General features: G+C 39.9%; 11 protein-coding genes. 10 read left to right on the top strand and 1 reads right to left on the bottom strand.

What is annotated here, in order from left to right; genetic code table 11:
• Positions 1–55: 55 nt before the first annotated feature.
• A complete protein-coding gene (locus tag ACZ47N_RS02945; RefSeq protein WP_464887652.1) occupies positions 56–955 on the bottom strand; it encodes a patatin-like phospholipase family protein in 900 nt (299 codons plus the stop codon).
• A 483-nt stretch (positions 956–1,438) separates the two neighbouring features.
• On the opposite strand from ACZ47N_RS02945, the gene yfcC reads away from it, so the two are divergent.
• From yfcC to ACZ47N_RS02895, 10 genes are all read left to right on the top strand, one after another.
• Entirely contained in the window at positions 1,439–2,986 is a 1,548-nt protein-coding gene (gene yfcC, locus ACZ47N_RS02940) for a putative basic amino acid antiporter YfcC (protein WP_464887651.1), read from the top strand.
• A 10-nt stretch (positions 2,987–2,996) separates the two neighbouring features.
• The gene (gene iadA / locus ACZ47N_RS02935; protein ID WP_464887650.1) at positions 2,997–4,166 is read left to right on the top strand and encodes a beta-aspartyl-peptidase; all 1,170 of its coding nucleotides are present in this window, start codon (positions 2,997–2,999) and stop codon (positions 4,164–4,166) included.
• Positions 4,167–4,340: 174 nt separating this feature from the next.
• On the top strand, positions 4,341–4,988 hold the full coding sequence (locus ACZ47N_RS02930) for an HAD family hydrolase (RefSeq protein WP_464887649.1): 648 nt from the start codon (positions 4,341–4,343) through the stop codon (positions 4,986–4,988).
• A gap of 103 nt (positions 4,989–5,091) precedes the next feature.
• Positions 5,092–6,936 (top strand): sigma-54 interaction domain-containing protein, encoded by a 1,845-nt coding sequence (locus tag ACZ47N_RS02925; RefSeq protein WP_464887648.1) that lies wholly within the window; start codon positions 5,092–5,094, stop codon positions 6,934–6,936.
• A 349-nt stretch (positions 6,937–7,285) separates the two neighbouring features.
• Positions 7,286–8,575, top strand: coding sequence for a diaminopimelate decarboxylase (gene lysA / locus ACZ47N_RS02920; RefSeq protein WP_464887647.1), 1,290 nt, complete (start codon positions 7,286–7,288; stop codon positions 8,573–8,575).
• Between the two features lie 150 nt (positions 8,576–8,725).
• Positions 8,726–9,349 (top strand): nucleoside recognition domain-containing protein, encoded by a 624-nt coding sequence (locus ACZ47N_RS02915; protein WP_464887646.1) that lies wholly within the window; start codon positions 8,726–8,728, stop codon positions 9,347–9,349.
• A 17-nt stretch (positions 9,350–9,366) separates the two neighbouring features.
• A complete protein-coding gene (locus ACZ47N_RS02910; protein ID WP_464887645.1) occupies positions 9,367–9,900 on the top strand; it encodes a spore maturation protein in 534 nt (177 codons plus the stop codon).
• Between the two features lie 79 nt (positions 9,901–9,979).
• Positions 9,980–10,918 (top strand): S66 peptidase family protein, encoded by a 939-nt coding sequence (locus ACZ47N_RS02905; protein ID WP_464887644.1) that lies wholly within the window; start codon positions 9,980–9,982, stop codon positions 10,916–10,918.
• Positions 10,911–12,107, top strand: a complete 1,197-nt coding sequence (locus tag ACZ47N_RS02900) for a M20 metallopeptidase family protein (protein WP_464887643.1) — start codon at positions 10,911–10,913, stop codon at positions 12,105–12,107. Before ACZ47N_RS02905 ends, ACZ47N_RS02900 begins: the two co-directional genes overlap by 8 nt.
• Positions 12,104–12,886 (top strand): serine hydrolase, encoded by a 783-nt coding sequence (locus tag ACZ47N_RS02895; protein WP_464887642.1) that lies wholly within the window; start codon positions 12,104–12,106, stop codon positions 12,884–12,886. The genes ACZ47N_RS02900 and ACZ47N_RS02895 overlap by 4 nt, the downstream gene beginning before the upstream one ends.
• The last annotated feature ends 1 nt before the right edge of the window (position 12,887 follow it).

Below are 12,887 nucleotides of genomic sequence, written 5' to 3'. Positions count from 1 at the left end.
CAAAAACCCGGGTTTCGCGGGCGTTTTTTTGGTGATAATGAAGGTTCATATCCAGTTAATGGCTGCTGAGTAGAAAGGATTTCCAAGCAGGAAGATCTCGCAAGCCTTGGGCATAACCCAATTCATAGCTCTTTTGGAGCTTATGATAATGGGTTTCCATATTGGACACCGGCATTTCATCTGGATAAACCAAAAAGGCTTTGCCTTCCAGTTCTAGCTCCTGTAGTTCTTCCAAGGTTTGGTTGTACCGGATATGCCTTTGGAGCATGGCATCAGCTACTTGTGGGTATTTGCGGTAAAAGGTTTTGACGAGTCTTTTGTGTTTTACTGGTGATTTTTTATAGCCTTTTGGCCGAGTTAGGATGACAAAAAAACGTTGAAAGCCATCTTGTTTAGCAATATCTAAGGCGATGCCACCGCTGATACCACCATCTACATAGACAGAGCCATTTACTTCTGCAGGTGGCATTACGATGGGCATGGAGGAAGAAGCTCGTACCACTCGCATTAGATCCAAAGGAGTTTGGATATCCGTCCTTGAAAAATAGTTCATTTTACCAGTTTCCATATGAAAAGCACCTATGCGCAAATAGGCGGGATTGTGGAAAAATGCTGGAAAGTCAAAGGGAAGGGTGCCTGTAGAATGAGTCGTTTCTTCGTAAATGTACTTTGCTCGAAAATAGCCTTCGCCAGATAAGAAAGATTTCCATCCACCGAAATGAGGATCTTTAACAATATCTACAAAGGATTGCTTGGCTCGGCTAATATCTCTTGATAGGTAATTAACGCTGCAACTGGCGCCGGCAGAAATGCCGGCTACATAATCGAAATATAGCTTGTTTTCAAGTAAATGGCATAAAAGGCCAGAAGAATAACTGGCACGCATCCCACCGCCTTCAAAAATAAGGGCGGTATTTTTGATGTTGTTTGTCATGAGATTTTGTTGAATAGACATGGAAGAACTCCTTATTATGGGTTAGATTCTGTTTTTTAAAATCATGGATAGTCAAGACATATCGCTAGCTAAACGAGCAGAAACTTATAATACCATTTTAACGATAAAATATAAGGATGGCAAGGAAGGCTACGAAAAGCTCCTAGAATATAATGTGGATGAGATTCCTGTTTTTTCACAAGAAGAAGAGGATTTTTTATGAGAATCTATTTCTATCCTGAGGTTATTCTGTGTTAAAATAGTGGTTCGGCATCAAAACTTCACCAGCGACTTTTCTTAAAGTTCGTATTATGTTAAAATCTTTGACGGAAAAAGCCTTGATTCAAAAAGGGGGGGAGCATTTGTCGGTTTTTTCTGTCTTTAAAAGCGGGTGATGTTAAACAGTAGTTGGCATGATTTATGCAAATCTATTGGCTGGATAGCCAAGTAGGTAAAGGATAAGCTGCCATGGCTTTATCTATAAAAATAATGGAGGGTAATGCGATGAAAAATGAAGAAAATCACCAACAGAAGAAAGGGAAGGCTCCGGGAAACTTCCGAGATTGGCAAATGCCAGACACCTATGTCATTATTTTCTTTGTTGTAGCAATAGCGGCACTGCTTACCTATTTGGTGCCAGTTGGGCAGTTTGATGTAAGGGAAGTTACATATATGCAAGATGGTTCCGAGCAATCTAGAGAAGTGCTGGATCCTGATACTTTTCAATTGGTGACAACAGAAGATGGAGAAGCCTTGCGAGAAGGCATCCGTTTATTTGAACCATTTGGTGGGGTAGGGTTCCTCAACTATGTTTTTGAAGGATTGGTAAGTGGTAGTAAATGGGGAACGGCTGTGGGAATAATCGCATTTATTTTAGTAATTGGTGGCGCTTTTGGGATTATCTTACGGACTGGTGCCGTAGAAAATGCAATTTTAGCAATGATTAAAAGGACAAAAGGAATGGAATCTTTGTCGATCCCTATTATATTCTTTTTCTTTTCCTTGGGTGGTGCGGTTTTTGGCATGGGAGAAGAAGCAATTCCCTTTGCCATGATTTTAGTACCCTTGATGATTGCTATGGGGTATGATGCCATCACCGGAATATGTATCACCTACGTAGCGACTCAAATTGGATTTGCCACTTCTTGGATGAATCCTTTTAGTTTAGCGGTGGCACAGGGAGTTTCTGGGATTCCGGTGCTTTCTGGTGCTGGGTTTCGAATTGCTCTATGGGCGTTTTTTACAGCTTTAGGCATTGGTTATACCTATCGATATGCACAGCGTATTAGAAAAGATCCCACCAAATCTCTTTCATACGAATCCGACGCATATTATCGAAATGATTTTGAAGGTCGTCAACATATCGAGACGAAATTTGGCACCGGTGACGCCTTGGTACTATTAACTATAGTGGTTGGTGTCATTTGGGTGGTATGGGGAGTGATGCAACATGCCTACTACATACCAGAAATAGCAACACAGTTCTTTGTAATGGGATTGGTTGCTGGTATGATCGGGGTAATTTTTCGACTTAAGGATATGCGGGTAAATGATATTGCCATTTCATTTCGTAATGGAGCCAAAGAATTAGTGGGCGCCGCCATGGTTGTGGGAATGGCCCAAGGGATTATTCTTGTCTTGGGTGGAACGGATCCCACAGCAGGTACTGTGTTGAATACGATTTTACACTATGCAGGAAATGCAGTTGGTTCTTTGCCGCCAGCCGTTTCAGCCTGGATTATGTTTGTATTTCAGTCCGTGTTTAATTTCTTTGTAGTTTCTGGGTCTGGACAGGCAGCTTTGGTGATGCCTCTTATGGCACCATTGGCTGACATTGTAGGCGTAAGTCGACAAGTGGCGGTTCTAGCTTTTCAGCTTGGGGATGGATTTACCAATTTAATTGTGCCTACTTCTGGATGCTTAATGGGTGTTTTAGGAGTAGCTAAGTTAGATTGGTATCAATGGTTTCGGTTTCAAATTAAATTTCAAGTACTATTATTTGTCCTTGCGTCTTTAGTAATGGTTTTAGCGGTTATGATTGGATTTAACTAGGAGGGATTACATGATATTAATCCGGAAAGTCAAGGTATATCAACCAAGGTATCTTGGCGTGAGAGACGTGTTGATAGCTGGAGATAGGATTGTCGCTATTCAGGAAGCAATAGATCCAGGTAGCTTGTCTGTGGAAATGGAAGAGATAGAGGGCAACGGTCAAATGCTGTTACCTGGATTTATTGACACTCATGTTCATATTACTGGTGGAGGTGGGGAGGGTGGCCCACATACCCGCACGCCACCCATTCAGCTAACAGAGCTGACAAAAGCAGGAGTAACAACGGTGATAGGGTGCTTGGGTACAGATGGGTTTACACGTTCTATGAGAGATTTGTTGGCAAAAGTTGCAGGGTTGCAGGCTGAGGGGCTTAGCGTCTATGCTTGGACAGGTTCTTATCAAATGCCAGTGCGTTCTCTATTTAATAATGTGGAAGAAGACCTTCTTCATTTGCCAGCAGTTATAGGTGTAGGAGAGGTGGCGTTATCGGATCATCGTTCCTCTCAACCGACATTAGAAGAAGTAAAAAAACTGGCGGCATCTGCTCGGGTAGGTGGAATGTTGAGTGGAAAACCAGGTCTCATTAACGTTCACTTAGGAGATCAACCAGGTGGTCTATCCATGTTAATGCAAGTGTCCCAAGAGACGGGGATTCCATTATCTCAATTTTTGCCAACTCATCAAAATAGAAATGAGAAGGTGTTTCAGGAAGCATTGGAATACGGAAAAGCAGGGGGCTATATGGATTTTACTACCAGCACCGTACCAGCGTTTATTGAAGCAGGAGAAGTGCCATGCCATCAAGCTCTTGCAAGGGCCCTAGGAGCAGGGATTCCAATTGAAAGAATCAGTTTTAGCTCCGATGCCCAGGGGAGCCTGCCGGAATTTAATAAAGAAGGAAAATGTACGGGGTTAGAAGTAGGTTCTTCTAATTCTTTGTTTCAAGCTGTTTTAAAGGCTGTAAAGCTAGAAGGTATTCCATTGGAACAAGCAGTGCGGCCCATTACATCTTCACCTGCTAGTATAATGAATTGGCAGGATAAAGGGGTAGTGGAAGTAGGGTCCAAGGCAGATGTAGTACTGATCCATGAGGAAACCCAAGAGATACAAACGGTGATTGCCAAAGGGCAAAAAATGCTGCGTGATCAGAAGGTTGTTGTAAAAGGAACTTTTGAGTAGGTAGATAGAGGCAGCAAAAGCGAGGGACTCTTCAAGGGTCCCTCGCTTTTGCTTTTGTAACGGCTTAAGATAGTTGACAATGAAAATCAAACAAACTACACTTAAGGTTGACATTAGATGTGTTGCGTAAAGCCATCTACAAAAGGGGGTTTAACAAAAATGGAGGGAGAAACCATGACATATGAATACATCATATTTGATATGGACGGAACCTTAACTGAATCTGGGACAGGGATTATTAATTCAGTGGTATATGCCCTTGAAAAACATGGAATTAAAGTAAAGAATAGATCGAAGCTGGATAAATTTGTTGGACCGCCTCTGTGGGAGTCTTTTGAAAAATACTATGGATTTTCTAAAGAAGAAGCTAGAAAAGCGGTGGAAGATTACAGGGAGTATTATATAGAGAGAGGGATGTTTGAAAATGTCCTATATGATGGCATAGAAGCCTTGCTTCAGCAGCTTCAAAAAAATAGAAAAAAGATTCTGGTGGCAACTTCTAAGCCAGAGGTGTTTGCTAAACAAATACTAGAACATTTTGAGCTGGCACCTTATTGTTCTTGTATTGCTGGAAGCACTCTTGATGGGAGCAGGGTTAATAAAAATGAAGTCATTCAACGTGCTCTTGAAATTGCTTCCGTTACGGATCTTTCCAAAGCAGTCATGATCGGTGATCGGGAACATGATATTCTTGGAGCAAAAAAGACAGGATTGGATTCGATTGGTGTATTGTATGGATACGGTGACAGACTGGAACTGGAACAAGCAGGAGCAGATTATATTGCTGAAACCGTTAAAGACATAGGGAAGATACTGCTGTAAGAATAGGGAGCGTTTGGTGCGTCTCTTTTCCTATATCTAAGTGAAGACGAATCGTTAGTGTGATGCTATGAAAGAAAATGGGAAGTGCAAAGAGGGTGTGGATATGTTTGAAAACTATGGATTCATGAAACAATTTGTAGATATGATGTCCGAAGGATTTATTTTTATTGATGCATATGGAATGATTCAATTTTACAATAAAAAAGCGAAAGAGATTTTTGGATTAATGGAAGACGATGGCATTGGTCATCCTGCAGGTCAGCTTGAAACTGGGGATATTGTGATAATGGGCATTACGGGGGTTCAAAAAGATGACGGAGGCATGGATCTGACGGATTTTGAAAAAATAGGAATAAGGGATGAGAAAATCCAGGAACGAGATGCGATTGTAGGAATTGGAAGGTTTGATGATGCCTCCGAAGGGGTGTATAAAGTACAGAAAGGAGAATATCATCACTTAGAACTGAAAAAAGATTTCAGTGGGTATGCTATTGAAATCGAAATTGATCAAGTAAACAAAATTATTTGGATCCGAGTGGATGAAAAAAGCTTTCCATTACCCTTTATAAAAGATATTGCACATCTTGTATGTCTTTGTAAATCTACAGGAAATATAAAATTTTATCAAACAAGAGGCTACACGGCAAAGGGAGAGAGTCTTAAAGAATTATTGATGAAAAAACCTTACAGCCCAAAGAAGGTTGGAGGAGGGTTTGATGTAGAGGGTAAGAGTATTTTTGATATACACCAAGAAAATCAGGTGATAAAAAGCTTTGTGCAAGTGGCAAGAGGTGGCAGTGACAGCTATACTGATCAATTGACGGAAATTAACGGATATACCACTATGTGTACAGTAAACCCCTTAAATCATAACCACAAAAGAGTAGGGGCAGTACTGAAAGTGGAGGATGTTTCGGAAGTAAAACAAATCATGTTGGAACGAGATGAAGCCTTATCAAAGTTATCCCGAGCACAAAAACAATTAAAGGAAGAACAGGGGATTGAAGGTTTCAAAAAAATACATGGCAGTAGCAAAGAAATAATCCACGTTAAAAAATTGGCTTACAAGGCCTCTCAGTCTGTTTCAACGGTATTGATTACAGGGGAGAGTGGTACAGGAAAAACTATTTTGGCTAAGGAAATCCATGAAGCTGGCATCGGTTCTGCGGAACCTTTTGTGCATGTAAATTGTGCAGGTATTCCTGAAGCCTTAATAGAAAGCGAATTGTTTGGATATGAAGAAGGCGCTTTTACTGGTGCCAAAAAAGAAGGGAAACAGGGAATGTTTTCGTTGGCCAAAGGAGGAACTGTTTTTTTAGATGAAATTGGTGAGCTTCCGTTGATTCTGCAATCAAAGTTGCTGGAAGTATTGCAAAGTAAAAGTTTTTATTCTGTTGGTGGACATAAGAAAATTAAATTTATGGGTAGGGTAATCGTAGCGACGAATCGAAATTTGGAAGAGGAAATTAACAAGGGGCACTTCAGAGAAGATTTATTCTACCGGATCAATGTATTTCCTATAGACATTCCACCCCTAAGAGCAAGGAAAGAGGACCTTTATGCCATGGTAACTCATATGCTGCCTAAATTAGGGGAAAGAGTTGGATGTGAGGCTGAGAACATATCTTCAGAGGCCATGAGAAAATTGATGGCTTATGATTGGCCAGGAAACGTAAGGGAATTAGAAAATATGTTGGAGCACTCCTTGCATTTTGTGGATGGAAAAACGGTATTTTCAAAGCATTTAAAGATGGATAGCCGAAAGACATTAAAAGCTAAGGAGCTGGAATCAGTAGATTTGGATTTGAAAAAAGCAGTAAAAGAAGCGGAAATAGCTACGATTCAACAAGCTCTGAGAATAACAGATAAAAAACATAAAGCATCTTGGGAATTATTAGGAATCAAAAAAACAGCTTTTTATGACAAGTTGAAGAAATATAATCTATAACCAAAAGTCAAAAGGATAAAATGGACGGAGGGGGAGTTCGTTTTTTCGGAATAATATCCGAATAAGCGAACTTTTTTAGTGTGTAAAGAAACAAGGGAAATAATAGGATTTAGAATAGATAGGAGAAAAAAACAAATAGAATTGCCTTGGTGTAGTTCGGAAAAAAGAACTAAATTTAGACTATTTAGCTTTGTTGAATCGAAAAATTTCCATAATACAAACAATAGAAATTATTGAAGTCTTTGGAATAAGCTGATTCAAAAAAATAAAAAGAAAGCCATATTTCTTGGCATAATTATTGCTTTTTTAAAGAGGTACTCATTAAAGGATGAAGGAGGAGCAAATAAAGATGGAAAATAATTACTGTTTTTCAGGTCATGATACTGTTCAATTAGCGAAAACCTACGGGACGCCACTTTACGTACTTTCAGAAAAGCTAATTCGGGAAAGATGTCGAAATATTAAAGAGGATTTTTTGATGAAATATGATAAATCCTTTGCAGCTTATGCCAGCAAAGCCTTTCTCACCCAAGCTATATGTAAAATTATTGAAGAAGAGGGGCTAGGGCTGGATGTCGTTTCTGGTGGGGAGCTTTATACGGCAATTTCTGCAAAATTCCCCATGGAAAAAGTGATTTTTCACGGGAGCAACAAATCCAGAGAAGAGTTAGAGATGGCTGTAAGATATAATGTGGGGCGAATTATTGTAGATAATGAATATGAGCTGGCAATGCTTTCCGCAATTGCTGAGGAGTTGGATCGCCATGTAAATATTTTATTTCGTTTATCTCCTGGGATCCAGGGACATACGCATAAGTATATTCAAACTGGACAAAAGGACTCGAAATTTGGTTTGCCCCTAAATAAAAAAGAGCTATATCGTATTGTGCGAGGAACCATGAAGAATAGTCGGTTGACATTACTCGGCTTTCATTTTCATTTAGGTTCTCAACTTTTTGAAAATAATATTTATCTTGTGGGAGTTCAAATAGTGGTGGGTTTGATGAAAACACTAAAAAGTGAATTAGGGTATATTGCGGAGGAGTTAAATGTTGGTGGAGGCTTTGGGATTCAATATACTACAGAGGAAGAGCAGACCCGTGGAATTAGTTTTTATACGGATGAAATCATGAAGGAAGTAAGTAAGCAGTTTGAAAAAGAGTCGTGGAGTCACCCTAGGATCATTATTGAACCAGGAAGATGGATTATTGGAGAAGCTGGGATTACTCTATATACCATTGGATCTTTAAAAAGCATTGAAGGCATTCGAAATTATGCCAGTGTGGATGGTGGAATGCCTGATAATCCAAGACCAGCACTTTATCAGGCTAAATACCATGGGATTGTGGCCAATAAGTGGCAGGAGAAAGCGGATCGATTGACTACGATTGCAGGAAAATGCTGTGAAAGTGGGGATGTATTGATATGGGATCTGGCTACGCCGGAATTAGAAAGTGGAGATATTCTTGTGGTAAAGAATACAGGGGCTTATAATTATTCCATGGCCAGCCATTACAATAAAACCCCTAAAGCAGCGGTTGTTCTTTTGAAGGATGAGGCCAGCCATGTTATTGTAGAGAGGGAAAACTATCAAGACTTAATCCGAAAGGAGCGTATTCCTTCTTATTTGGATAAATAATAGAGAAGCGTATTCTTGGTAGGATTTTATGAAATTTCTTGAAATAGATTAGTAGACAAGGGAAAATCAGCTTAAGGGAGGGATCCGTATAGAGATGATCTTAAGATTTTGTTAGTAGAAGACCACTATTTATAAGGAGGGAAATGGGTTATGATTAATATCGTTTGGTTTGGTTTTATAGTAGTGGGTGTTGTCTATGCTGCAGCAACGGGGAATATTGAAGCTGTTACGGATGCGGCTATAGATAATGCCAATGTGGCGGTAGATTTAGCAATTGGATTAATTGGTACCATGGCTTTATGGTTAGGGATTATGAAGATTGCAGAAAAAGCTGGGTTAGTGAATATGTTAGCCAGAGGACTCAAATTTATTACAAAACCATTATTTCCGGAAGTTCCATCGGATCATCCTGCAATGGGAGCCATTATTATGAACATGGCGGCAAATATGCTGGGTTTAGGAAATGCAGCGACCCCGTTAGGGTTAAAAGCAATGCAAGAATTACAGACTTTAAATCCCAAAAAAGATACTGCTACTAATGCTATGTGTACTTTCCTTGCAATTAATACCTCATCTATTACATTAATTCCCGCTTCTGTCATTGCTATTCGATCGGCAGCGGATTCTGCCAATCCAACAGAGATAATAGGACCTGTTATCCTAGCCACAGCGGCATCTACGACAGCGGCTATTATTGCGGTGAAATTATTGCAAAAGTTACCCAGATTTAAGATTGATCCGAATGAATATGATGACGTACAGAAGAACCTATAAAGGGAGGGTGGATTAGGATGCTGATGAATATAATAGATAATGTTTCAAAGTATGCAATACCATTTATTTTATTGGTGATCCCTACGGTAGGATTCATCAGAAAGGTAAAGGTTTATGAAGTGTTTACGGAAGGAGCAAAAGAGGGGTTTAATACTGCTGTTCGAATTATTCCTTTTCTGGTAGCCATGCTGATGTCTATTGGAATATTTAGGGCTTCTGGCGCTATGGATCTTTTAGTAGACCTGGTAAGTCCTTTGACCGGATTAATCGGGATGCCTGGAGAAAACCTGGCTCATGCTATTATGCGCCCTTTATCTGGTGGTGGTGCTTCAGGAATTATGAGTGAACTTATTACAACCCATGGTCCAGATTCCTTTATTGGTCGATTAGCATCCATCATGCAAGGATCAACGGAAACAACCTTTTATGTACTGGCTGTTTATTTTGGCTCTGTATCCATTAAAAATTCCAGACATGCACTTCCCGCTGGTTTAATTGCAGACTTTGTAGGAATTGTTACGGCTGTGTTTGTTGCCCATCTCATGTTTTAACGGAATGATTTAGATTTCATTAACAGACCTAAAGTGTCTTTACGCTGTAAAGTTGTCAAGGAAAGGAGGAGTCCAGTGTATGATCAAACCAAAAGCGCTTAAAAGAGGAGATACCATAGGAATTATTGCTCCTGCCAGTGCTGCAAAGCCGGAGCAAGGGGAAAGAGGGAAGAAAGTCTTAGAAGCCATGGGTTTTACTATCCTTATGGGGGAGAGTTGTGGTACAAGTCATGGGTTTTTGGCAGCGGAAGATAAAGTAAGAGCAAAGGACTTGAATAGGATGTTTGAAAATCCTGACATTGATGGTATTATCTGCCTGCGAGGAGGCTATGGTTCTTCGCGTATTCTGGAAAGTTTGGATCAAGATATAATTCAAAAAAACCCTAAGGTATTCATGGGCTATAGTGATATTACGGCTATTCATCTATTTCTTAATCAACAATTAGGGATGGTGACTTTTCATGGCCCTATGCTTGCCTCAGACTTTTCTCAGGGATCAGACCCCTTTACCATGGAATCTTTTGAAAGGACTTGTATGGGGACAGAAAAAATAGGAAGAATTGAAAATCCTAAAGGGGAAGAAATTGAATGTCTGGTGTCGGGAAAAGCCCAGGGCCATATTGTGGGCGGGAATCTAGCCTTAGTGGCTTCTACTATGGGAACGCCTTATGAAATAGATGCCAAGGGAAAAATTTTGTTTTTAGAAGATGTTGGGGAAGATACGTATAAAATTGATCGCATGTTGACTCAACTGAAATTAGCAGGAAAATTTAAAGAGGCTAATGGGGTTATTTTTGGAGATTTTAACCGATGTGATCAATCCAAACATGGAGAGGCTCAAAGTCTTTTAACCGTGTTGAGGGACGTAGTAAAAGATGCAAACAAACCAACGATCTACAACCTTCAAACTGGGCACTGTAATCCTATGATTACCTTGCCCTTTGGAGTTCTAATGTCATTGGATGCAAAGAAGAAAACTCTAAGCATAGAGGAATCGGGAGTGGAAAAAAATGCTTGATTCTATTAAATGGCGAGAGGAAATTGAAGCCATGGATCCCTGGCTAAGAAAAGTACGACGTGAATTTCATCAATGGCCAGAACTAGGGACAGAGGAGTTTAAGACGAATGAAAGAATTGTGAGCCTCCTTAAAGAAATGGGGATAGAAGAGTCTAAAACCATTGCTCAAACTGGTGTGGTTGCCTTGATATCTGGGGGAAGACCAGGAAAAACCATTGCCTTAAGAGCGGATATGGATGCCTTGCCCATCAAGGAAAAAGCTGAAATGTCTTACGCTTCAAAAAACCTAGGGATCATGCATGCCTGTGGTCATGATGCTCATATGACAATTCTTTTAGGCGTTGCAAAAGCCCTTCATAAATATCGAAAAGATTTAAAAGGCAATGTAAAGCTTGTATTTCAGCCAGCGGAGGAGACGGTTGGAGGTGCTGAGAGAATGATTGCGGAAGGAGTGTTGCAAAACCCAGAAGTGGATTTGGTTTACGGGTTGCATGTTGCTCCGGAATTGGAAGTAGGGACTGTAGGGATTCGATACGGGCAGATGAATGCATCTTCTGATACCCTAGAGGTGAAGGTGAAGGGAAAAAATACTCATGGGGCCTATCCTCATAGAGGAGTAGATGCCATTTTGATTGCAGGAGAGTTGATTACAGGGCTACAAAGCATTATAAGTCGAAATGTGGATCCGAGGGATGCTGCGGTACTTAGTTTTGGAAAAATACTGGGTGGAAGTCAAGGAAATATTGTTGCAGATGAAGTGATTCTGACTGGGACCTTAAGAACCTTTGATCCAGAAGTCAGAAGCATGGTAAAAGAAAAAATCATCCAAATGGTTAAGGCGTTGCCTAGGGCATTTGGAGGAGAAGGTGATATTTCTATTAAACCAGGGTATTCGGCTCTAATTAATCATAGAGAAACAACCAAAATTGTTGAAGAGCAGGCGATCAAAGTTTTAGGAGAAGAAAACGTTAAATTCATAGAAAGTCCAAGTTTAGGCGTAGAAGATTTTAGCTTTTTTCTACAGCATAAAAAGGGAACTTTTTTTCGGTTAGGGGTAGGGAACAAGAAAAAAGGCATAACGGCTCCTGGTCATTCCAAAGAGTTTGATATCGATGAAGATAGTTTAGGTATTGGAGTGTACTTGCAAATAATGAACACTCTATTCTCCATGGAGGAGATGGAATCATGAACCGACGTGAAGAGCTATTGCATAAGGAAATAGAAAAATTTACTGGTACTGTGGGTTTATACATGAAAGACTTGATAACTGGAGAGACGATTGCAATTAATCAGAAGGAACAAGTGCATGCAGCAAGCACTATTAAGTTACCAATTCTTTATGAGGTACTAAAGAGACATGGAGAAAAGAAATTGGATATTTTAGAGGAAATTCCCGTAAACCAAGAAGATAAAGTTGAAGGATGTGGAATTCTTAAGGATCTTAAGAGACTTAACAAACTATCTCGTGAAGATCTTTTAAGGTTGATGATTGTGATCAGTGATAATACAGCAACTAATATACTAATAGAGGATCTAGGCATCGATTCCATTAATGATGGAATGAAAAGCCTAGGGCTACACAACACCTATTTAGCAAGAAAACTGATGCAGGGAGATTATCGAAAATTTAGCTATACAACTCCTGAAGATATGGGGAAAATCATGGAAATTCTTTACACAGGTCTGGGTCTTCAGGAGGAAATGAGAGATTTAGGGATGGATATGCTCCAAAGACAACAGGATGAAAAAGGGTTTTATCAAGGACTAAAGGTTTATGGAGTAGAGAAAAGCGATTTTCCTCACAAAACAGGAAGCATTGATGGGGTTTTTCATGATGTTGGTATCCTGCAAGGAAACAAGAAAAAAGTGGTAATGGTCGGGCTAACCCATAAAACAAGCCATGTTGAAAAGGGGATGGATTTTTTAAAGGGACTAGTGCAGCATTTGTTTGAAGAAGAGTTTCGATAGA

This window comes from Tindallia texcoconensis, from assembly GCF_055383815.1.
The sequence above is the reverse complement of the archived record's forward strand: the minus strand, read 5'-3'. Positions and strand labels throughout refer to the sequence as shown.

Excerpts from the sequence above, each read along its gene's own strand:
- ACZ47N_RS02945 (WP_464887652.1), bottom strand. The coding sequence starts at position 955 with ATGTCTATTCAACAAAATCTCATGACAAACAACATCAAAAATACCGCC.
- yfcC (WP_464887651.1), top strand. The coding sequence starts at position 1,439 with ATGAAAAATGAAGAAAATCACCAACAGAAGAAAGGGAAGGCTCCGGGA.
- iadA (WP_464887650.1), top strand. The coding sequence starts at position 2,997 with ATGATATTAATCCGGAAAGTCAAGGTATATCAACCAAGGTATCTTGGC.
- ACZ47N_RS02930 (WP_464887649.1), top strand. The coding sequence starts at position 4,341 with ATGACATATGAATACATCATATTTGATATGGACGGAACCTTAACTGAA.
- ACZ47N_RS02925 (WP_464887648.1), top strand. The coding sequence starts at position 5,092 with ATGTTTGAAAACTATGGATTCATGAAACAATTTGTAGATATGATGTCC.
- lysA (WP_464887647.1), top strand. The coding sequence starts at position 7,286 with ATGGAAAATAATTACTGTTTTTCAGGTCATGATACTGTTCAATTAGCG.
- ACZ47N_RS02915 (WP_464887646.1), top strand. The coding sequence starts at position 8,726 with ATGATTAATATCGTTTGGTTTGGTTTTATAGTAGTGGGTGTTGTCTAT.
- ACZ47N_RS02910 (WP_464887645.1), top strand. The coding sequence starts at position 9,367 with ATGCTGATGAATATAATAGATAATGTTTCAAAGTATGCAATACCATTT.
- ACZ47N_RS02905 (WP_464887644.1), top strand. The coding sequence starts at position 9,980 with ATGATCAAACCAAAAGCGCTTAAAAGAGGAGATACCATAGGAATTATT.
- ACZ47N_RS02900 (WP_464887643.1), top strand. The coding sequence starts at position 10,911 with ATGCTTGATTCTATTAAATGGCGAGAGGAAATTGAAGCCATGGATCCC.
- ACZ47N_RS02895 (WP_464887642.1), top strand. The coding sequence starts at position 12,104 with ATGAACCGACGTGAAGAGCTATTGCATAAGGAAATAGAAAAATTTACT.